13 protein-coding genes and 1 pseudogene are annotated in these 22374 nt (G+C 40.8%); 6 read left to right on the top strand and 8 right to left on the bottom strand.

All coding sequences use genetic code 11. The annotated features are described in order from the left end of the window. Positions 1-121: 121 nt before the first annotated feature. A complete protein-coding gene (locus tag RMY32_RS24105; RefSeq protein WP_322714621.1) occupies positions 122-1009 on the bottom strand; it encodes a UTP--glucose-1-phosphate uridylyltransferase in 888 nt (295 codons plus the stop codon). 10 nt (positions 1010-1019) lie between these two features. Beyond that, the gene (gene hemW / locus RMY32_RS24100; protein ID WP_322714620.1) at positions 1020-2201 is read right to left on the bottom strand and encodes a radical SAM family heme chaperone HemW; all 1182 of its coding nucleotides are present in this window, start codon (positions 2199-2201) and stop codon (positions 1020-1022) included. A gap of 405 nt (positions 2202-2606) precedes the next feature. On the opposite strand from hemW, the gene RMY32_RS24095 reads away from it, so the two are divergent. Next, positions 2607-3683, top strand: a complete 1077-nt coding sequence (locus tag RMY32_RS24095) for a PIN/TRAM domain-containing protein (protein ID WP_322714619.1) — start codon at positions 2607-2609, stop codon at positions 3681-3683. A 63-nt stretch (positions 3684-3746) separates the two neighbouring features. Here RMY32_RS24095 and RMY32_RS24090 read toward each other — a convergent pair. After that, a pseudogene (locus RMY32_RS24090) lies at positions 3747-4541 on the bottom strand (Rpn family recombination-promoting nuclease/putative transposase). 522 nt (positions 4542-5063) lie between these two features. On the opposite strand from RMY32_RS24090, the gene RMY32_RS24085 reads away from it, so the two are divergent. The 3 genes from RMY32_RS24085 (at position 5064) to RMY32_RS24075 (ending at position 11732) form a co-directional block, all read left to right on the top strand. Further along, the gene (locus RMY32_RS24085; RefSeq protein ID WP_322714617.1) at positions 5064-7010 is read left to right on the top strand and encodes an amino acid transporter; all 1947 of its coding nucleotides are present in this window, start codon (positions 5064-5066) and stop codon (positions 7008-7010) included. A gap of 325 nt (positions 7011-7335) precedes the next feature. Beyond that, positions 7336-10578 carry a PAS domain-containing protein gene (locus RMY32_RS24080; protein ID WP_322714616.1) on the top strand — a complete coding sequence of 1081 codons (3243 nt, stop codon included), beginning with the start codon at positions 7336-7338 and terminating at the stop codon, positions 10576-10578. Between the two features lie 137 nt (positions 10579-10715). Beyond that, positions 10716-11732, top strand: a complete 1017-nt coding sequence (locus tag RMY32_RS24075; RefSeq protein ID WP_322714615.1) for a DMT family transporter — start codon at positions 10716-10718, stop codon at positions 11730-11732. Between the two features lie 183 nt (positions 11733-11915). Here the strand turns inward: RMY32_RS24075 and dapF are convergent, their stop codons facing one another. Continuing rightward, positions 11916-12755, bottom strand: a complete 840-nt coding sequence (gene dapF / locus RMY32_RS24070) for a diaminopimelate epimerase (RefSeq protein ID WP_322714614.1) — start codon at positions 12753-12755, stop codon at positions 11916-11918. 69 nt (positions 12756-12824) lie between these two features. Here dapF and RMY32_RS24065 point away from each other — a divergent pair, with 69 nt between their 5' ends. Further along, positions 12825-13043: an Hfq-related RNA-binding protein gene (locus RMY32_RS24065; RefSeq protein ID WP_322706550.1), complete on the top strand. Its 219-nt coding sequence runs from the start codon at positions 12825-12827 to the stop codon at positions 13041-13043. Between the two features lie 188 nt (positions 13044-13231). Here RMY32_RS24065 and RMY32_RS24060 read toward each other — a convergent pair whose 3' ends face one another. From RMY32_RS24060 to RMY32_RS24045, 4 genes are all read right to left on the bottom strand, one after another. After that, positions 13232-15022, bottom strand: a complete 1791-nt coding sequence (locus RMY32_RS24060) for a diguanylate cyclase domain-containing protein (protein WP_322714613.1) — start codon at positions 15020-15022, stop codon at positions 13232-13234. Between the two features lie 789 nt (positions 15023-15811). After that, positions 15812-18151, bottom strand: coding sequence for a cation:proton antiporter (locus tag RMY32_RS24055; protein ID WP_322714612.1), 2340 nt, complete (start codon positions 18149-18151; stop codon positions 15812-15814). 852 nt (positions 18152-19003) lie between these two features. Beyond that, a complete protein-coding gene (locus tag RMY32_RS24050; RefSeq protein WP_322714611.1) occupies positions 19004-19981 on the bottom strand; it encodes an SDR family NAD(P)-dependent oxidoreductase in 978 nt (325 codons plus the stop codon). A gap of 12 nt (positions 19982-19993) precedes the next feature. Next, a complete protein-coding gene (locus tag RMY32_RS24045) occupies positions 19994-20887 on the bottom strand; it encodes a hypothetical protein (protein ID WP_322714610.1) in 894 nt (297 codons plus the stop codon). A gap of 579 nt (positions 20888-21466) precedes the next feature. Here RMY32_RS24045 and RMY32_RS24040 point away from each other — a divergent pair. Next, positions 21467-22303, top strand: a complete 837-nt coding sequence (locus tag RMY32_RS24040; protein WP_322714608.1) for a hypothetical protein — start codon at positions 21467-21469, stop codon at positions 22301-22303. Positions 22304-22374 lie beyond the last annotated feature (71 nt).

Below are 22374 nucleotides of genomic sequence, written 5' to 3'. Positions count from 1 at the left end.
CAGGAGCAAATTAAACGGTATATTTTCAAGATGCCTCTGCTTCCCTCAATAGACTACTATCTATTTGAACTATTTTAAAAAGTGAGATCCTCCCAGACAAAGGAATTGAACTGAGATTAATCTATATTTTTCTAAAATCAATCATTGTCTGCCGATAAGCATCTGGCAAACCTGTATCAAAACACTTGCCTTTAACAACATATCCTGTCATTCCCTCTTCCTGACGTAATTGTTCAAGACAAGATGTTAACTGAAATTCACCTCGTTCTCGGAAATTTTGGTTGATATGTTCTGCGAGAAAGTCAAAAATTTTCGGACTTAGTAAATATAAGCCAAATATACATAAAAAATTATTTTCTGACATTCCCTCTACACGTAAATGCTGTTGTGCATACTCAATAGTCGGTTTCTCATACAGTTGCGTAACTGACAAAATCGAGTTTAACTGTTGCCAAACTCCTGTTACACACCCAGCTTGATGAATAATTTCTGCTGGCATTGTCGTTAAGCTAACAACGTTTTGATTAACTTGTTCGTAAATATCTAAAACTTGACTAGCACAAGATTTTTCAATGTCAGATGCATAAATGTGGTCGCCCAACATAAGCAAAAACGGCTCATTTTGTACCCAATCCTTGGCACAAAATACTGCATGACCATAGCCTAATTGTTCCTCTTGTAACAAAATGGTGATTCTGCTACCTAAATCTTCGAGATATCGGCTATATTCTTGATTTTGTGGTGAAAGTTTCTCTAAAAGTTCTTTTTTGGGTGGGTTTTTCAAGAAATCTGCAAATATTTCTTTGTCATCTGGCTGCACCACAATCCCTACTTCTGTAATTCCAGCACTAATTGCCTCTTCAATAATTGCAAGAATCACAGGTTTTGCCCTACCATCTCGATCGATAATCGGGAAAAGTTCTTTTTTGACAACTTTAGTAGCTGGAAACAAACGAGTACCGAAACCAGCTACCGGAATTACAGCTTTTCTAACTTTATTTTTTTGCATAAACAGTTCGTCACCCCAACTTCTCAAACAATTCCGCTAACACCACATTAGAAAACAAAAACCCTTGGGGATCGATCAAACGCAATCTTCCCTCTGCAACTTCCACCCAACCTTTCTCAAAATACAATTGCAAACACCGACAAATCTCCTCCACCTTCTCTTCGCCAAACGCCTCTACCAACGCCGCCAAACTCAAACCTTCTGCCAAACGCAACCCCAACATTAACGTTTCTAACAATACTTCCTTTGAGGGGGTAACATCACAATCAATTACAGCGCCAGCTTGCACCCACTGGTAATACTCCTTCGTTTTGCGCGGACGAGTGAAGCGTTTGCCCTGAACATAACTCGCCGCACCCATACCAAAGCCGTAATAAGGGCGGTTTTCCCAATACACTCGATTATGTTGACACTGATGACCAGGTTGAGCGTAATTAGAAATTTCATAATGCTCATAACCTGCACTAGTTAAAATCTGCTGCCCCATCTGGTACATTTTGACCGTGGCTTCATCCGTGGGTAAAGGAGTATCGCCAGGTTTGTAGTAACGACCAAAGGCTGTACCTGGTTCGATGGTAAGATCGTAAATGGAAATGTGAGTGGGTGCTATCGCTACGGCTTTTTCTAGAGAATATTGCCATTGATCTAAAGACTGATGCGGCAACCCAGAAATTAAGTCTAAGCTAAATTCGGGAATCTCGACTTGGTGGATTAGTTCCACAGCTGCAAAAATATCTTCAACTGAGTGCGATCGCCCCGCCCTTTGCAATAATTCTGATTGAAAGGCTTGTACACCCAAACTTACCCGGTTTACGCCTGCACTACGATAGCCTGCTATGTGGGCTAAATCAAAGGTACCTGGGTCAATTTCCATAGAAATCTCTGCCCCAGACGCAATCCCAAAATGCTTCTGTAGCTCTGTCAGTATCCGTTGTAGCTGCTCTACTGAGAGCAGCGAAGGAGTACCACCACCGAAGAAAATTGTCTTCAGAGGTTGACCAAATGCTGGTGTAATGGCAATTTCTTGACATAGCACCTCAACATATTGGGAGATAGTACCAGATGTTTCGCCCCGCAAGCGATCGCCCACAACAGATACCGGGAAATCACAATAAAAACATCGTCGCCTGCAAAAGGGAATATGCACATAAGCAGAACTCGCAATTCCAGAAATACTAAATGTTTTACTCATTTTGAGAAAAGTTTTAAGTTAATCCAACTGCGAATTAGAGGCAATGAAAATCAGGTAAGAATTCAGGAGTCAAAAGTCAAAAGCCAGAATAATTGTCAAATCAAGCGTGTAATGACTTCTTGATTTTATTAAACTTATTAAGTTTAAGTATCAAAGTCTTCTTAATTCTGACTTCTGGATTCTGGATTCTGAATTCTTACAAAATAATTAGTTTATTTACAAGTTTTGGTCTTTTTACAACAAAACAATGAAAAATATTAAGATAAAAACCTTTAGTTATAATAATTGCAGATATTGTCAGCCTAAACCCTTAGTGTAAGTCAATATCGATCGGTTTATCTTACCGATAAAATAAAAAATACTTAACTTTATCGGTTAACACAGTTACAGGAAAACAAGACAACCATGCTTGACGCCATTATTATTTTCTCATTTATCCTAGCAGCGTCGGGAATAGGGTTCTACAGCATTGAACTACTACCCAATGGGACGCTAGATCAGGTAACGAATCTAGAAGCTTTACGCTTAGTTGTTGCCGTCTTTGCCGCTATTATTGGTGGTGCGATCGGGCTGAGTTTCCAGACGACATATCGTCGCCTAGAATCACAAGTCAAAGAAATGCCTCTAGAAGCGATCTTAACTCGTGCGATCGGCTTAGTGATTGGGCTATTACTAGCCAACCTGATGCTAGCCCCATTATTTTTGCTGCCGATCCCGGCGGATTTTGGATTTATTAAGCCATTGGTGGCAGTTGTCGGTAGTATCATCCTCTCCGTCACTGGCATGAATTTGGCAGATACCCACGGGCGAGGTTTATTGCGGTTCATTAATCCCAACACCGTCGAATCATTGGTAGTGGAAGGAACATTAAAACCAGCCAATACCAAAGTTCTAGATACTAGCTGTATTATTGATGGTCGTATTGAAGCCTTACTAGAAACAGGGTTTTTAGAAGGGCAAATTCTCGTACCGCAGTTTGTCTTGCAAGAACTCCAACAAGTAGCGGATGCTAGCAAAGACCAAAAGCGGGTGCGCGGAAGGAGAGGACTAGAAATTCTCAACCGCATTAAGGAAGATTATCCCGATCGCATCCTGATTAATGCAGTTGACTACGAAGATATTCCCACAGTGGATGCCAAGTTAGTGCGCTTCGCTCAAGAAATTAGCGGCACACTCCTAACCAACGACTACAACTTGTCTAAAGTCGCCAGTGTTCAAAAAGTACCTGTTTTGAATGTGAATGATTTAGTCAATGCCGTCCGTCCCAGTTATTTACCTGGCGACAACCTGGATTTAAAAATCCTCAAGGAAGGCAAAGAACCCAGTCAAGGCATTGGCTACCTAGATGACGGCACAATGGTAGTTGTTGAAGAAGGTAGCAGTTATGTGGGTGGTGAACTGCGAGTAGTAGTTACCAGTGCTTTACAAACTACAGCAGGAAGAATGATTTTTGCTAAACCCCAAGCTTCAGCATTGGCGTGAAACAATGGGATGTTCAATTCGAGTGACACTTGCTAATCGGTGCAGGTTGACTGCACCGATTATTTATTGATTAGACTCACGAGACTCATTTACCTGTAAATACTGTAACTGCTCAATTGATAACCCTGTCACCCTGCCGATTGCCTCTAATGGCATACCAGTACTAAATAGATTTCTTGCCACTTCGAGTAACGCTTCAGCCTTACCTTCGGCTTTACCTTCAGCTTTACCTTCTTGTAGAATGTCTTGATAAATCGCTGAATCGCGCATAATATCTGACCTCAACACTCGTTTAATAACCTCTTTATCTAATACTAAACCAGCTAAAATCGCTGTAGAAGCAGCAATATTACTTTGAGTTCTTAATTCTGTAATCCCGTTAATTTCCCGTGCAACTTCGGTAAGTATAACTTCTGGATCGATTGTATTGCTTAAGACCGCTAAAGGTAAGAGTCCAGGTGTTCTCAAAAATACTTCTGTAGGTTGTTCCCAAAGTCTGATAACTGTAAATTCATGTCGTGTCCCAGGAATTGTAAATGTATTTTGTTGCACCAAATTTGAATTTGTTTGCTTGAGGTAAATTACAACTTGATGCATTGCTTTGTCTGGAAAGCGGCGATATGCTCGTAATCGATAGTCAATCATCCGAAAAGGAATTTCTGCATCGACTTGGGTTTAAAATTCCAAATGCAATATGCTTTGCTCCGACTGCAACAGAATTAGAGCATCAGCCCGAATGGGTTCTAGAGATAATTCTTTTGGACTTAGTTCTGTTAAATTAATAGATTCGCCTAATAACCATGTAGCGAAGTCACTGGAGAAGTTCTCAACTAAAAACTTGCAGATATTGTCAAATATCTGAATTAGTGTAGTTGGTGCAGATAAGTTCGCATGATGCTAGAAACCTATCTAATACATTGTTTGTATATTGTGTACGACTACTATATGTCCATAATTCCATCAAACTAAAGTCTGCGGCTACACAAACAGAGTTATAGATTAGCAGGCTAATTATTTTATGGTCATTTACACAGACATCATATAACTAAAAGTGACTTTTATTTTAGGGTTGATTTGTTGATTGCGTAGATACCAAGTTTCGCAGCGTCGTTTTTTTAGAATTTATACGGCTTAAAGGTGCTAAGAGCGCAAAAGCGTTAATCCCAAAATATACGGTTGCAGTATTGATGATTCTTATACCAAAATCTGCAAACGATCTTCATTTGGTAGACGACTACGAGCAGCTACTATATATTTTGTAAATTGGACAGGATGCTTAACATACGATAATAGTGCTATGCCTTTGTAGTTAAAAATTTTAATAACCCACGAAGGCTTTAAAAAATCACAAAGCCGACTTTTGCAACACAACCGTATTTGATGGCTAAATCAATTGTTTCAACAAAACGGCTCGGCAGCCAGTTAATCCATTGGTTGCTTGAAGAAAACCGACAAGAGAAAAAAGGGACTTACCGCAAGGAAGAAGCACATCGCCAGCATTCTTGGTGGCAGGTGATGTGCTTAACTGGTGTAGATTATTTCTCTACCCTTGGTTATCAACCTGGGATTGCAGCACTGGCTGCTGGCGCTCTTTCTCCTATAGCTACCTTGATTCTGGTTTTGCTGACGCTGTTTGGAGCGTTGCCAATCTATCGACGCATTGCTGCCGAAAGCCCTCATGGTGAAGGGTCGATCGCAATGTTAGAGCATTTACTTTCCTGGTGGCAAGGCAAATTACTTGTACTGTGCTTACTTGGGTTTGTGGCAACTGACTTTATTATTACAATTACTTTGTCAGCTGCTGATGCCACAGCCCATATCGTCGAAAATCCGCTGATACCACATTGGCTTCACAATCAGGCGATCGCAGTTACCCTGATATTAATTGCACTACTAGGTGCAGTCTTCTTGAAAGGTTTCCGAGAAGCCATTGGGATTGCAGTAGTTTTGGTGGGAGCTTATCTGCTGTTAAACTTCATTGTCGTTGGCGTCGGTGTGTATCAGATATTAAATCACACAGAAACGATCCCGAATTGGCAAGCTGCACTTTTTGCACGCCATTCTAACCCTTTGATGCTAATCGGCATTTCTTTGATCATCTTCCCTAAACTCGCGCTGGGATTGTCAGGTTTTGAGACAGGTGTTACCGTTATGCCCCTGGTTAAAGGTAGCAGTAACAACACTTCGCAGCATCCCAAAGGGCGGATTCGGAATACACGCAAATTGCTCACCACTGCTGCTCTAATTATGAGCTTCTTTTTGCTTACCACCAGTTTTATAACCACTCTATTGATTCCAGCCGCAGAATTTGCATCGGGGGGCAAAGCTAACGGACGGGCCCTTGCTTATTTAGCACATTTGTATTTGGGCAATGGCTTTGGCACAATTTACGATTTAAGTACTATTTCTATTTTGTGGTTTGCAGGTGCATCTGCAATGGCAGGGCTATTAAATATCGTGCCTCGCTACCTACCACGCTATGGCATGGCGCCTAATTGGGCACGAGTAACCCGACCTTTGGTGTTAGTCTACACAGCGATCGCTTTTGTTGTCACAATTATCTTTAAAGCAAGTGTAGAAGCCCAAGGTGGGGCTTATGCAACTGGTGTGCTGGTGTTGATCACCTCAGCCGCCTTTGCCGTCACCTTATCAGCTCACCGTCACCGACAGAAGCGGGCCAGACTCGTTTTTGGCATCATTACACTGTTATTTTTATATACCACCATTGTTAATATCATCGAAAGACCAGAAGGGATTAGAATTGCCGGATTCTTTATCGGTGCGATCATTTTTACCTCCCTGGTTTCTCGTGTTTGGCGTTCAACGGAACTGCGAGCAGAGCGAATTGAAATTGACGAACTTGCTAGGCAATTCTTTGCCGAAGATAGCCAGGGAACAATACGACTGATTGCAAATCGCTTGAATACAGGCGATGTCCTAGAGTATTTTATGAAAGAGAAAGAGGTACGTGAAGACAATCATATTCCACTCAACGATCCAGTTCTGTTTCTAGAAATTCATGTATCCGATGCTTCGGAATTTGCAGATGCGATCGTAGTAAAAGGGGTGCAAGTTGGTGATTATCGCATCCTCCGGGCTGAAAGTGCAGCAGTACCAAATGCGATCGCAGCTTTACTACTTTACATTCGCGACCAAACAGGTAAGATTCCCCATGCTTACTTCGGCTGGGTTGAAGGAAATCCCATACAATACCTATTGCGTTTTATCTTGTTTGGCGAAGGTGACATTGCTGTAGTTACCCGTGAAGTACTGCGTCGGGCTGAAAAGAATCCCGAAATGCGACCTGGTATTCATGTTGGAGGTTGATTCAGGAGTTCTGAGTGCTGAGTGCTGAGTGCTGAGTGCTGAGTGCTGAGTTCTGAGTGCTGTGCTGAGTGCTGAGTTCTGAGTGCTGTGCTGAGTGTTGAGTAAATTAAAATCACTCAGCACTGTTTCGTTAACAGAGTTCTTTTTTCTCCTTGTTCCCTTGTATCCTCCTGCCCTTGTCCTATAAAAATGCGGCAAAAAATAAATCAGCGATCGAAATAGCGATCGCAGCTTCCACCTCAAATTTGAAGAAATTGCTTTAAAATTTATGTAAAGATGAGTCGCTTAATCTGAGATTAACTTTAAAATTATTTAACTTTTTAGAATGCCAGACGCGGAAAAGTTGCACAACCAGCTGGCTAATCACAAGCTGCTGCATCGGCAAGTTAGTAAAAAGGCAAATTCTTCGCTAGTAGCCAGTCAAGAAGAAGGAATGGTGCTTCAGTTGCCTGATGGCACTATCCAGGCTTGCAATGCCGCTAGCGATCGCATTTTGGGACTGACCGCCCAACAGCTTGTAGGGCAAAATTTACTCGATCCCAAGTGGCAATTTCTTCATGAAGATGGCTCTCCTTTACTCACTAAAGCTCACCCGACGAGGGTTACTCAAAATACAGGTAAACCTTGCTTAAATGTGGTGTGTGGCTTTTATAAGCCAAATAATGAGCTAGTCTGGCTATTGTTGTCCTCGCAACCTCTGTTTCAAACTCAAGGAAGCAATCTGTATGCAATTGTGACAACTTTTTCGGATATTACGGAATCTAAGTACGCTCAATCAGAGGAAGACTGTAATTGCGAACAAGATACTCAACGATTTAATGCAGATGAATTTCAAATACTGTGGGATAGCCATCGTCTGTTTCAACAAATTGCTGGCACTCTTCCGGGGATAATCTACATTTATGACCTAATTGAGCAGCGAAATTCTTACGTTAATTACGAAATTGCTCAAAGTTGGGGCTATACGCCAGTAGAAATCCAAGCGATGGGAAAGGAGTTATTTACTCAACTTCTACACCCTGAAGATTTGGCTCGACTCCCTAACTATTTGGAACAATTTAATTCTGCTTATCAGGGTGAAGTCCTCAGCTTTGAATACCGAATTCGACACGCTAATGGAGAGTGGCGCTGGTTTTGTAGCTATGATACTGTGCACAGCAGAACTACTGATGGATTGCCGCAATATCTTTTGGGGATTGCTTTTGATATTACAGAGCGACGACACATAGAAATTTCTTTGCGGCAAAGTAACGAAAGGTTTGAGCTAGCAGCGGCGGCGGTTAATTGCCTAATCTATGACTGGGAGATTAGCAGAAATACTGTAGAAAGAACTCAGGGTCTAACCCAGGTTTTTGGCTACACCCAACAAGAAACAGAACCGACCTTCGAGTGGTGGCAAGAACGCATCCACCCCGATGACCAACAAAGAGTTAACGACCAATTCATGGCTAGTATGGTCAATGGAAACCGTTATCGCATCGAATATCGCGTGCGTCACCAGGATGGCCGTTATTTGTGGGTGGTAGATCAGGGGTTTGCAGTCCGGGATGAAAATGCTCAGGTGGTTAGGGTAGTTGGTGCAAGTACTGATATTACTGAACAGCAAGCTGCTCTATGGGAACGTCAAAAAATTGAAACAAATCTGCGCGAGAGTGAAGAACGGATTCGGTTGGCCACTAATGCTGCTGAAATGGGTATGTGGTTTTGGGATATCACTACTAACGAGGTAATTTGGACAGAGAAATGTTATCAACTGTTTGGAGTGTCCTTAGAAGCTGAAATCAGCTTTGAGATTTTTCTCAACTGTGTACATCCAGAAGACCGCCAATGCATTCATGAAGCGATCGCCCGCTCTCTGAAGGAAAATGTTGAGTGTGACATCGAATACCGCATCCCTTGGTCTGATGGTAGTTTTCATTGGATTGCTGCTAAAGGTCGCGTCTTTTATGATACCGAGGGTAAGCCAGTACGAATGATGGGTACTACTCAGGATATTACCCGACGCAAACAGGTAGAAAATGATTTGCGCCACCGCGAAACTCAATTAAGGCGCTTAGTTGATTCCAACATTATTGGCATTATGTTCGCCACTCCTGATTACATTACTGAGGCGAACGAGGCTTTTTTAGAAATGGTGGGTTATACGCGAGAGGAACTATTGACAGGTAAGATACGCAGACAACACATCACTCCACCTGAATATCACACTCTCGATCGGCAGGCGCTAGAACAACTTTTAACGGTTGGGCTATTTACTCCTTTTGAAAAAGAATACATCCGCAAGGATGGTTCCCGTATTCCCATACTAATTGGTGGTGCCTTGGTGGAGCGAGATCCCGCATCTTGGATCTGTTTTATTCTTGACTTAACCCCCAGGAAACAATTAGAAAAAGCACTTAGGCAACAAGCAGAGGAACTCAAACAAGCAAACCGGAATAAAGATGAGTTTCTCGCAATCCTCTCCCACGAATTGCGATCGCCCCTCAACCCAATTTTAGGGTGGTCATCGCTACTCAAAAGCCGCAAATTTGATGAAGTGACTACAAATCGTGCTTTAGAAACCATCGAAAGAAATGCTCAATTGCAGATTCAATTAATTGATGAGTTGTTGGATGTCTCCCGAATTATTCGCGGTAAGTTAAACCTGACTTTTGCCACTGTTAACTTAGTAGCTGTAATTGATGCTGCATTAGAAACAGTCCGGTTAATTGCCGAAACCAAATCTATCCAGATTAAAGTACAGGTTGACCCCAATGTTGGTAAAGTGTTAGGCGATTATAATCGCTTACAGCAAGTGGTCGGGAATTTACTCTCGAACGCAGTCAAGTTTACTCCCTCTCGTGGTTCAGTCGAAGTCAGCTTATCATTGAGTCGTGAATTAACTTTTCCCTCAGCACTAATTCAAGTAAAAGATACAGGTCAAGGTATTTCCCCAGAGTTTTTACCCCACGTATTTGAATATTTTCGTCAAGCCGATAGCAGCACAACCAGGACATTCGGCGGACTGGGACTGGGATTGGCAATAGTTCGTCACTTAGTAGAGTTGCATGGTGGTACTGTAAGAGCAGCCAGTCCAGGAATTGGACAGGGAGCAGTTTTTACTGTCAGACTGCCCGTGATGAAGGAAACTGACGGTGCACAGAAAGCAGGAAGAGCGAGGGAGAAATTTAACTCGTCAGTTCTGCGTGGACTACGGGTATTAATTGTTGATGATGATGTTGACACACGAGAGTTTTTGCACTTCTTGCTACAACAGAATGGGGCGTTGATAACTGCCGCAGCATCAGTAAAAGAGGCGCTGATGATTATAGCACAGGCTGTACCTAATTTATTAATCAGTGATTTAGGAATGCCAGAAATGGATGGCTACAGCTTGATTAAGATGCTCAGAGCCATGCCCAAAGAGGAGGGCGGGGAAATTCCGGCGATCGCTCTTACCGCCTATGCAGGAGAAAGCGATCGCGATCGAGTTTTAGCGGCTGGTTTTCAGAAACATATTGCCAAACCAGTACAACCAACTGAATTACTGACCTCAATTGCAGATTTACTAGGGCAAAATCATGGCTAAAACTTGCGAACGGATGTTATCAAAATTGGCGTTGCAGAGAAAGCGGGATGATTTTGCTAGTTTAGCGACGTTCGCGTAGCGTCTCGCAGAGAAGGAGCGTTACCCGAAAGGCGGTTCGTATAATAAATAGAAACTAAATGGCAGAAAATCAATTAAGCTTAACACCAGAAAACTCTGATAAAACTTCCAAAATCCTGCCGATAATCATAGTAATAATTGCATTATTAGCTTTATCTTCAACAGCAATATTTATTAAAATAGCTGTTAGAGAAATGAGCGCTGTTGCTACATTATTTAATCGCTTATGGATAGCGACTATTATCTTTGGATTATGGAGTGGAATTAACCAAGTACGGACTAAAATTACAGATGATGAACCTGTATTATCACAGCAGTCTTATCCAATCAAAGAGATAGCGCTTTTAATCGCAGTGGGTCTAGTTCATGTATTAGGTCGATTATCTTGGACTTGGTCGCTAACTCAGACTGGTGCTGCTAATGCTAATGCCTTAGGTAGCCTCAATCCGCTATTTACTACTTTAGGAGGATGGCTATTTTTTAATCAAATTTTTGGGCGCAAATTTATCATCGGTTTGATCTTAGCCATAATCGGTGCGATCGCAGTCGGATTTGAAGATTTATTGCGTTCTAATAATAATATTACAGGTGATGCTGTTGCCCTGACATCATCGATATTTTATGCAGCAAACTTTTTACTTATCGAGCAGATCGGCAATAAGTTTTCAACTATCACCATCCTAGTGTGGCGCTGTGCGATCGCAACTTCATTGATGATACCAATAGTGCTAATCTTGGAAAAACAAGTTTTCTCAGTTACTTTGTCGGGGTGGTTAGTAGTATTTGCGCTAGCTGCTATTTGCGAAGCCTTGGGTCATGGGCTAATTGTATACAGCCTCAAAAATTTTTCATCAGGATTTATTTCTTTACTCTTACTACTCAATCCTGTGATTGTTGCGATTCTTGCTTGGATACTTTTCTCGGAAAACTTGAGTATTTTTAACTTGTTAGGATTGGCTCTAATTTTAGGGGGTATATATCTAGCCATTTCTAATAAAGAATCTGTGCAATCTAAAATTAATCCCCAGATCCAATCTCCACCAGAAATAGATTCATCCGCCAGTTCCCCAAAATAATACCAATTTGAAAAAAATAATGCGACAAATAGACCGTATTGTAGAGACGCGATTCATCGCGTCTTTACCCAAGGACGTGTTGCAATCATTAATTGAATTGCGATAAGAAACGATGGCACAGCCCGCCACAGACATCGCTGTTTCTATGGCACTACTACTTGAGTAATGCCAATAGTAAGTCGGTTATAGTTTACCAGTGAATACCTTTTGAGCCGGGCCTGTCATGTAAACTCGTTGGTCTACTTCTGACCATTCAATTTGCAAGGGGCCACCAGGTAATTCTACAGTGGCGGTGCGATCGCATTTCCCGGTTAGCACACCAGCTACTAAAGAAGCACAAGCACCAGTACCACAAGCTAAGGTAATTCCAGCACCCCGTTCCCATACCCGCATTTTCAAATAGTCACGACGTACCACTTGAATAAATTCCGTATTTATGCGTTGGGGAAAAACTGAGTGATGCTCAAATTTTGGGCCGATGCTTTCTAGCTCAATTGCTGCGACATCTTCCACAAAGGTAATGCAGTGCGGATTTCCCATATTAACACAGGTGACTTCCCAAGTTTGCCCCACCACCTCTAACGGCACAGAAATAACTTTTTCTTGGGCGGGTGCAAGAGTGGTAGGAATTTCGCTAGGGAGTAACCTGGGTAAACCCATATCTACTTTAACTTGACCATCAGATAAAAGTTGGGGAGTCATTACACCACCTAAAGTATGAATGCGATATGAGTCTTGATTTCGGGATTCCCCTTCTAAGTCTGCTAAAAAGCCAGCTAAACAGCGAATGCCATTACCACACATTTCTGGTTCAGAACCATCGGAATTAAAAATCCGCATAGTGTAGTCAGTGCCGTTCTCTCCAGGGAGGGCAAAAATTACACCATCAGCACCGATACCAAAATGGCGATCGCACAACTCGATGGCTTGCTCTGGAGTCACTACAGGCAAAGATGAGGAGCGATTGTCAATCAAAATAAAGTCGTTGCCTAGACCATGATACTTAGTAAATTCGATTGCCATTTCTTCAAGGATGAATTATCAAGGATTAGTTACTCTTTATTTTGCCTTGTAGGTTCATCTTTACTAAAAATGCTTACCGAATTTGACACCACTTTACCCAGTATTAGACAAGTCCAAAACCTGATTAAACAAACAACGCCAGTAGAGTTAAAGCTGCTGACTGGTGATGTACTCACAGGAAAAGTTTTATGGCAAGATCCACAGTGTATCTGTATTGCGGATGAAAACAGCCAGCAAACCACGGTTTGGAAACAAGCGATCGCCTACATCAAGCCGAAAGTGAGTTAAGAGTGAGGCAGAAACACCACAACCTATCGCTTTATCATTTGCTTCACTCGGATTAAAAATTCAAGCCCACGGCTTAAGCCGTGGGCTTGGAATAAAGATGCCTTGCACCTCGCATCTCGAAGCAATTCTTTATTTATTGTGGGCTTGTATTCCATAATTAAAGTTGTGTATTTTTAATTATTTCATCACTAGACCCATGTTTTTGCAGCACAAACCCACCGATTGCGTCCTTGTTCTTTAGCTTTATATAAAGCTTTGTCGGCGGCGTTAATTAAATTTTGAGATGAACTGTTATCTGTTGGTTTTTGAATGGCAACACCTAAACTGACGGTCACAAAATATTGAAACCCATTATTATTTTTATGGGGAATCTTTAATTCTTGAATAGATTTTTGAATCAACTTAGTTACTTTAATCGCACCTGATTCGTTCGTATTTGGTAAAATTACAACAAATTCTTCACCACCATAACGAGCTAGTAGATCGGTAGGACGCTTTAATACAGATTGTGCTGCACGAGCAACTTGTATTAAGCATTCATCCCCAGCTAGATGTCCATAAGAATCGTTATAATTCTTGAAATAGTCAATATCAAATATAATTAAAGATAAATAATTTTCACTTAGTTTTAGTCGATCCCATTCCTGAACTAAAAACTGATCGAAACAATGACGGTTGGCGATTTGGGTTAGAGCATCTAGCTTACTAAGTTTTTCTAACTGAGAATTTGCTAGTTCTAAAGCATTGTTTGCTTGAGCAAGTTGATTAGCTTGGGAGCGGAATTGCTCTAATAATTCAGAATGTTCTAAAGCTACATTAAACTGAGCAGCTAACTGATGGATAAATTGAATTTCCGACTTTTTCCATTCGCGCGGAAAATGGCACTGATGAACGCATAGTAATCCCCATAAAGTTTTTCCTTTCATTAAAGGTGCAACAATTTGTGCCTTGATTTGAAATTGCTCTAACAGTTGAATGTGGCAATCTTTTAGCCCAGCTTGATAAATATCTGATACTACCTGTATACGCCCTTGGTGATAAGCAACTGCATATTTTTCACCAAAACAATTATCCTTTACCTTGATGGCGATCGTAGAATCGTAGTCAGGCAATACATTCTCGGAGACAAATTCACCAGAGGTATAGTTCGATTCCGGGTCAAATCGAAAGATACTGACGCGATCGCTACGGAGAGCCTTACGAATTTCTCGTACAGTAGTCTTAAATAAGGTGTCTATATTCAGAGATTCACGAATTTCAGCAACTAAATTAAACAGAATATCCTGCTGCTGATTTGCTTTATACAGTTCTGCTGCTTTTTGTTCTGCTTGAGCTAAAAATTCTGCTTGTTTAACTGCAAATCCTAACTGCGTCGCAATCTGAGACAAAAACTGAATTTCTAATTGTTTCCATTCATGTGGCTGTGAGTGCTGATAAGCAGCAAGCACTCCCCACAGTTTTTTTCCCACAAAAATTGATGCAGTTGCATAAGCTCGAATATGGAACTGTTGTAAAATTTCTAAATGGCATTGAGATAAGCCTGCTGCGTAAACATCTGAAACAACTAAAGTTTCATTATTACGATACCGTCCACCTTGATTTTCTTGTAGATAAGAGTCATTCCAAACTGTATTTTTTCCTAATGTATCTACATCATCCCATCCAGTCTCTGCAAACTCAAAGTCGCTAACAAATTCTCCACCCCAGTTTTCATAGAAACGATAAACGGCAATCCGTTCGACTCGGAGTAACTTGCAAGTTTCCTTTGTGGTTGTACGAAAAATTGTTTCTAACTCAAGAGAAGCTCGAATTTTACTAATAACTCGGTAAAGCGCCCTTTCTTGCTCTTCTAGCTGCTGAATTTGAACTTGTTTCTCATGGAGTTGAGTTTGTAAATTAGTTACACTAGGCTGTCCTAAAAGCTTACAGAGTAAATTAGCAGATGCTCTAGTAATAATACGTAAACTTGTGTACAACATTATAAGTATAATTTAAGTAATATTTTAAAAATGAAAAGATATAGCTACAACGATGTAAAAACGTAGTTTTTCTTAGTTTATAACCATTATCGCGTAAGAAAGTTTCGCGATCGCTTCTCTTCATCTGACTTTTGTCATTAAGTCTTAAAAAGCTTTTTCACAAATAATTTGGGATAAAGTACTGTAAATACAGTACAGTAAATATCATTATCGCCAAAGTATCTGATAACTGAAAATATGAGATAAAAAAGTATTGTAAAGACAGAATAAATTTGTAAAAAATAAAACTTAATTTTTAGATAGATTCAGTTAAGGACTTCAAATAAAAAAATACTCACTCAAAAAACTGGCGAAAAAACTCTCTCCTCCTTATTCCTCTGTGTTCTCTGTGTCTGGAGTGGTTCGTTTATTTGAATAATTTATTTCTTGGAAGTTCCTTCTCAAACAAGGTAATCAAATTCAATAGACTAAAAACTTCTGCGATTGGCAAAAATCAAGCAGATGATCCCATTAAATACTTTTCTGCAAAAGAGAATCAAAATTTAACGTGAGTTCGACAAGCCCTTTTTTGACCTCTCCCTCAACCCCTCTTGGACACCCAGAGGAGAGCTAAAACCCTAATTTCTCGTTGCTCCCTTTCCCTGTGGGAGGGAGAGGTTCATCGAACTCACGTAAATTTAGAGCAGTCAATCAATTTTGGATTTTGGATTTTGGATTTTGGATTTTGGAGTGACCCGAACCACGAGGGTGTGGGGCAAGCCGAATTTTAAATTTGCGGAGTCTTAAAGTTCAATCAGTCACTCTATCGGCAGGTAAAAAGTCTTTGAGCGCTTCTGCTTCACCAGCTTTCACCACTGGGATAGACAGGGGTACTGAATTGGCGATCGCAAACAATTGTTGTAGTTGACTCAGACCTGTTAAACCACCACATAACAAAACTTGGTCGCCGACTTGCAAATCCATACCGTCATCAGGATAGCGGATAAACTTACCATCTCGCCGGATCGCTTGTACTTGGACTCCATATTGCTTGCCGATATCTAAATCTGCAAGGGTTTTACCTAGTGTTGGCGCGTCTGCATTGACTGTAACCCACTGACAAGCACTATTTTCTCCGGGAACAGCCACTTGTCCCTTAGCGAATTCTGCCAAAGCTGCCAGTTCTTCATTAGCTCCCACCACCAACAAGCGATCGCCTTCTGCCAATTTGGTTTGATTTTTGGGATAATCGATTTCTTCGCCGTTAGCGCGGCGAATCGCCATCAAACTCACTCCTGTTAAATAGCGCATATCTGCTTCTTCTATGCTCATGCCAATTAAGGGCGAATTCGATGGCAGAGGATACCAGCGCTGATTTAAATCGCGGGTAGCTTGGCGCAAATCACGAGCAACTTCAGTTGCAGAGCGCTCTGGGCGCAAATCTAAATAATGATCGTTGCGGATTTGCTGCATTTCTCGTTGGACTACAGGCGGCGACAACAAGCCTAAGCCAGTTAATAAGTAGGTTGCCATTTCTAAGCTGGCTTCAAACTCTGGTTGTACAACTTCCCTGGCTCCCAATTGATACAGCACCTCAATATTTTTATCCTGGGTAGCACGGACAACCAAATCTAATTCTGGGCGCAATTCTAAAGCGCGTTTCAAGCAAAGACGAGTACTTATGGGATCTGGGAGTGCGATCGCCATTCCTTTGGCATGATTCACCCCGGCAGTTTCCAAAACGTGTAAACTAACGCAATTACCATAGACATAAGACACCCCAGCCTCGCGCAACTGCTGAATTCTTCTCTCCGATTGGTCGATTACTAGCACAGGTAGGTCGTGTTGCTGCAACAACTTCACCAAATTCTTGCCGACTCGCCCATAGCCACAAACTACTACATGGTCTTTGAGAGGCAAATCTTCTGATACATCCTGCACCTCATCTTCTTCTAAGTACGGTTTTAACCAAGGCATTGATTCGGCAAAGTTAAATAAAAATGGCACTAGCCGCAGTACAAAAGGAGTCAGCATCAGAGTGACTGCGGTAGTTCCCAAAATTAATAAGTATATTTGTCGAGACACCAGCCCCAAAGACTGCCCTTCACTGGCGAGAACAAAAGAAAATTCCCCAATTTGCGCCAATCCCAAACCGGCGATTATGGCTGTTTTCAAAGGATAGCGGAACAGTTTCACTAAGGGCGTGACAATCAAAAATTTACCGACGAAAACTATTGCCACTAATACCAAAATTAATTCCAGGTTGTTCCACAAAAACACTGGGTCAATTAACATCCCAATGGCTGCAAAAAACAAACTGGCAAAGATATCTCGCAGTGGTTCGACATAAGTCAGGGTTTGGTCGGCGTACTCTACCTCAGAAATCATCAAACCTGCGACAAATGCCCCCATTTCAATGGACAGTCCCAAATGCTCTGTCAACAAAGCAATACCCAAACACAGGGCTACAACCCCTAATAAAAATAGTTCTTTACTTTCGGTACGGGCTAGCAGTTGCAACAAAGGCGGTATCAGCCAAATCCCCGCAGCTACAGCCCCAGCAGCAAATAAAGCAATCGAACCTAGCGCTGTTAGGACGGCGATGCCAATAGTTTCTGCTGGTTGGTTGAGGGCTGGTAAGACTGCTAACATCAGTCCTAGTGCCAAGTCCTGGACAACCAAAATCCCCAGCATCACTTGCCCGTGGGGCGTTTCTGTTTCGTTGCGCTCCATCAAGCACTTAAGGACAACGGCTGTGGAAGACAGGGACAGAATACACCCCAAAAACATCCCCTTCGCAGGTAAGGCTCCCCAGGCTCCGCTTAACCCGCAGACTAAAACTGTCACCAAAATTGTCAAAGCAATCTGGAGTCCACCTCCACCAAGAGCGATCGCTTTTACCTTCTTCAGTTCCGCAAAGGAAAATTCCACACCCAAGGCGAATAACAAAAAGGCGACCCCGAACTGTGCCAGAGTCTCGACTTGAATCAGTTCTTTAATCAATCCCAGTCCCGTTGGCCCAATGACTATCCCACCAATGAGATACCCCAGCAGCACGGGTTGTTGCAAAAGTGCCGCTAATAGTCCGCCACAGGCTGCAACACCTAGAACTAAAACTAAATCAACAATTAACCGAAAATCTTCTTGCACCAGTTTTAAAAGAACTATTAAGACTTATTAATTCAGAATACAAACGTTTTACGGTCTCAAACAGCTTGTTTAGTAAAGGAATGACAAAATTTGCTTATTTTTAAAGGAGTGGACAGTAGGTGAGCAGTAAGGATACATCAAGGTTTTTAAAGGTATTTTGATTCACGAGTATTAAAGGTGGATTCATCCAGTTCAAATACTCGTTAACGGAGTTCAAAGGTGGATTCATCCAGTTCAAATACTCGTTAACGGAGTTCAAAGGTGGATTCATCCAGTTCAAACACTCGTCAACGGAGTTCAAAGGTGGATTCATCCAGTTCAAATACTCGTTAACGGAGATCAAAGACTTATTATTGCATTATTTAAGACGCATCTTTTCTGGCTCCATGCCCGATGCCCATTAAATTTACGTGAGTTAGACAGACCTCTTTCTCCCAGCCTTCCTCTTTTTTTAGGAGCTACGGTGTACACACAAGTGTTGGTGCAGTGTATCTATCCCGCCTCGGAATAAATTCCGAGTCTCATAACGAAAGTCTTCTAAAAGAAGACTAAACTAAATTTCTTCTTTAGTCTTCTTTTAGAAGACTTTAGCTATCAGCCCGGAACTAAAGTTCCGGGCGGGATATTTGCTCAGTGTGGGACTTTCACTTAAACAGAAATATTGGGTGGGTAGGATTTTTAGAGATGTGTGTACACCGTAGCCCCAAAGGGAGAGGGAGGAGTAACTAAATTAGAGGGTTTTTGCTCCCCTCTCCTCTCTTGTCTTTCAGAGACGCACTCGCGTTCGAGACGCGCAAGGGACGTAGGAGAGGGGCTGGGGGAGAGGTCAAAATAGTACTCGTCGAACTCACGTTAAATTTTAGGCGAACTGAGGGCATTCAATAATAGCAGCGACCACGGCAGTTTAATATCAGGTATGAGCCATGAGTAGTTTCTCAGTACAGGCAACGCAGCAGGTAGTACAAAACGCAGAGAGCGTAATGATGCGGGCCGATCGCCATTTTCATCTACAAGATTATATTTTTTAGCTAGTTCGGCAACAATCTGCACGCGTCCTGTATGGCGGATCATATTTGGTTCACTAGCAAGTGCAGCGATCGCTCGTCCAGTAAATAACGGAGTTTCCCAGTTGTAGCGATCGCTCAAGAATGAGTTTTTCGGGTCAGTAGCATTAGTTTGGTTCATCTCAGAAGCAAAACTAGAAAAAAGCTCAGTACCAACAATACCCGGCCAAATTGAAACAGAAGCGACGTTATAGGGTTTTAACTCAACAGCCATATTAGCAGCAAGGCGATCGCAAGCTGCTTTACCAACACCATAAACTGTATTAAACAGATAAAACATACTACCCCACGAGGAAATAGTACAAATTAATCCAGAGTTACGCTTAGTCATCATCCGAGCTGCAAAAACACTTGCAACATAGTGGCTGCGAAGACCAACGTTGTTGCTAGCATCCCAAAGACTTGGTTCAGAATCCCAAAAAGGCTGTCCCTGAGCGTCTTTTAATGCCTGAACTCCTGAGTAAGCATTATTTACCAGTAAATCGAGTTGGCCATTTTGCTCATCTTGAATGCGATCGAAAAGCAAACGCACCTGCTCATCCTCGCTGTGGTCTACTTGGACGGGAATGCATACACCACCGACTTCCTCAATGGCTGATTTCGTTTCACTAAGACTTCCTGAAACCCCCTCACTGGAAGAGTTGTTGAGGCTGCGACCCGTGACGTATACAGTTGCACCTGCTTCACCAAGACCAATGGCAATTCCTCTACCAATTCCCCGCGTAGCACCTGTTACCAAAGCCACTTTACCTTCAAGGTGTTTCATGAGCGCTCATTTCTAATCTTTTAGCGTTAAATATTGATTATTACAATATTCTTTCGTCGCTGTGACTGAAACAACTTCTACTTCTATCGGTTTTTCTTTAGTTCCGTCGATCAGAAACTCACTAGCTCCTTCACGAGGTTTTTTCGGATTTCCCCAATCATAGGTGTAACCTAAACCCGTCCAAGGATAATGTTCTTGGCTAGCAACGGCATAAGAAGTTGTGTATATCTCTTGCAAAATCGGATAACTAGCAGAAATCGGGATTTTAAAAACATTACAACTAGAATCATTAATTTCTGGATCGACACATGGTCTACTTAAATCTTCAGCTTTCACCCACATTTCGACAAAATGCGTCTTATTGGAATTTCTATTTAAAATCAAGCCTAAATACTGCTGTAACCTCAGAGAAAGCATGATATTACCGGGAATATTTATACCGATACCCTTACAATTTTGACAAAATTCCTTAACTTGAGGAACGGCTGTTAACCAAGTCCGTGCTTCTATGCTTTTTTTTGTACCTACTTTCCAATCCTCAGTTGGGTTTTTGACATATTTCCAACTCGCCATCAGATATTCAATTTTGCCGTTATTTTCTCTCCACTTTACTTGAGTATTGGTTTGTGACAATGACCAAAGATTTTTTACTACTTTATCTTCACTCGGTTTTTTTGCATCCTCAATCGCTGCATCTAAATGCCTTTTCAGCGCGTTATAACTTTCTGGTTTATTTTTCTCCAAATACTCATTGACATTTGGATTGGTTTCTAATTGCGCTACTAAATTCTTTCTGAGGTTTGGTGTACTCTGTATAGGAATTTCTCTAGCTAGCAAACTGGAATATCCGACTGCCAAAAATGCACCTGTCAAGCCTAAAAATACTTGAGTATTTAATTTTTTCATGAAAATAATCCTGTGAATTTCCAACAATATGTGAATGTCCCATCCCATGTAGATATGGGTTTCACTCAAAGATTGAATCTGATTTTATATTTATGTTTGGTTGAGATAATATTGTGCTTAATATTTTTAATTAACTCTATCTGTAGAAAAATAAACATCTATGAGCTAGTAGTACTCTGTCAAGAGTAAATTGATGGATAAGCAAGTTGCTAGTAGGGAATAAAGTCTTTAGAGGCTATTTATAAAGTAAATCTAAAGGTGGTGTTTAAGGGTAATGGCAAAGATAGGATACTTTGAAGACAGTGTATATACTTAGTATACATTGGCTCGAAAAGCTTATTCTATCGACCTTAAGGCCTCTCATTCTTAACTATTCCCTAAGATAGATTTTTTCCTCGGAAAGCGTAATAAACAATTTAGAATTTGTATTAAAGCAGATAGGGATTTTAACCAAATGGGTCGTCATTAGACTCAATGTATTTGCATGAACATCACTTTTGATAACTGGAGTAAACTTTTTCTTATTCTCAGTGTTTTAAATTAAATAAAAAAATATCCAAATAATTAAAAATTAACGTTATGTCTAATACACCTAAGAAACCAGATCCAAATTCTTCTAATACACCAGATCCAAATTCTTCTAAGCAAAATAATATTGTTTATAACTTATTTAATAGTATTTTTCCTAATTCTCCTTATTTTAAGTTTATAAATAGTACATTCTTTGCAAACTTTTTAATTAATCACCCATTTATTGCCAATTTATTAATTTTTTTGATTATATTTTTAACTGGTGGAAATTTATATCAAAATTTTATAATTAATCAAATTTCTGATTCAACTTATCAAAATAAAATATGTCAAGAAACCATAAAACTGATAGAAGAAGAATTAGAAACCAAGAATAAATCGGGTACTGTAACTGGTTCTTATAAAGCATCCGAGGATAATAAAAATTTAAATTTCTTACCATTTAATTGTGAATACTCAATAGAAGATGAAAATAAAAATATATCTAAAAGGGAAATTTATTTGAGATATACGCCTGTTTTTGGTGAATACATTAATGAAGAGTACAATAAGAAACGTGCTGACAAAAAAATGGAAATGAACGAAGTATGTAAGCACAGTACTATAGTAGTACAGATGGAAAAATATGCTAAAGATAACTCTCTTTTTGACAAGATTAAAGGAGATACTATAAAACCAGGAAGGGCTGAGATTTTAACAAACAAACCGCATGCTTATCCAGTACATCGATGGGTTTGTCATTTTTCGGTTTCAAAAAAAACTAAAGAAGTTAAACCCTCTTTAGGAGGTGGTAACTATTATATGATAGACCTCAATTTATACCAATTAAAAATGAATCTGCATATAATGGGGAGAAGCAAACTAGGTAAGTTAACAGAACCATGAGCCGCCCATTTAAAATTGCGATCGCCGAGAGCGAAGAGGAACTGAAAAAACGCCTACAAACAGTGTCTTCA

This window comes from Nostoc sp. ChiSLP03a, assembly GCF_034531215.2.
In the GTDB taxonomy this organism is placed as follows: Bacteria; Cyanobacteriota; Cyanobacteriia; order Cyanobacteriales; family Nostocaceae; genus Nostoc.
This window is presented reverse-complemented; position numbering and strand designations above follow the sequence as displayed.

Coding starts and splice junctions, on each gene's coding strand:
- RMY32_RS24050 (WP_322714611.1), bottom strand. CDS start 19,981: ATGAAACACCTTGAAGGTAAAGTGGCTTTGGTAACAGGTGCTACGCGG.
- RMY32_RS24095 (WP_322714619.1), top strand. CDS start 2,607: ATGCTTGACGCCATTATTATTTTCTCATTTATCCTAGCAGCGTCGGGA.
- RMY32_RS24045 (WP_322714610.1), bottom strand. CDS start 20,887: ATGAAAAAATTAAATACTCAAGTATTTTTAGGCTTGACAGGTGCATTT.
- RMY32_RS24040 (WP_322714608.1), top strand. CDS start 21,467: ATGTCTAATACACCTAAGAAACCAGATCCAAATTCTTCTAATACACCA.
- dapF (WP_322714614.1), bottom strand. CDS start 12,755: ATGGCAATCGAATTTACTAAGTATCATGGTCTAGGCAACGACTTTATT.
- RMY32_RS24080 (WP_322714616.1), top strand. CDS start 7,336: ATGCCAGACGCGGAAAAGTTGCACAACCAGCTGGCTAATCACAAGCTG.
- RMY32_RS24075 (WP_322714615.1), top strand. CDS start 10,716: ATGGCAGAAAATCAATTAAGCTTAACACCAGAAAACTCTGATAAAACT.
- RMY32_RS24105 (WP_322714621.1), bottom strand. CDS start 1,009: ATGCAAAAAAATAAAGTTAGAAAAGCTGTAATTCCGGTAGCTGGTTTC.
- RMY32_RS24085 (WP_322714617.1), top strand. CDS start 5,064: ATGGCTAAATCAATTGTTTCAACAAAACGGCTCGGCAGCCAGTTAATC.
- hemW (WP_322714620.1), bottom strand. CDS start 2,201: ATGAGTAAAACATTTAGTATTTCTGGAATTGCGAGTTCTGCTTATGTG.
- RMY32_RS24065 (WP_322706550.1), top strand. CDS start 12,825: ATGCTTACCGAATTTGACACCACTTTACCCAGTATTAGACAAGTCCAA.
- RMY32_RS24060 (WP_322714613.1), bottom strand. CDS start 15,022: ATGTTGTACACAAGTTTACGTATTATTACTAGAGCATCTGCTAATTTA.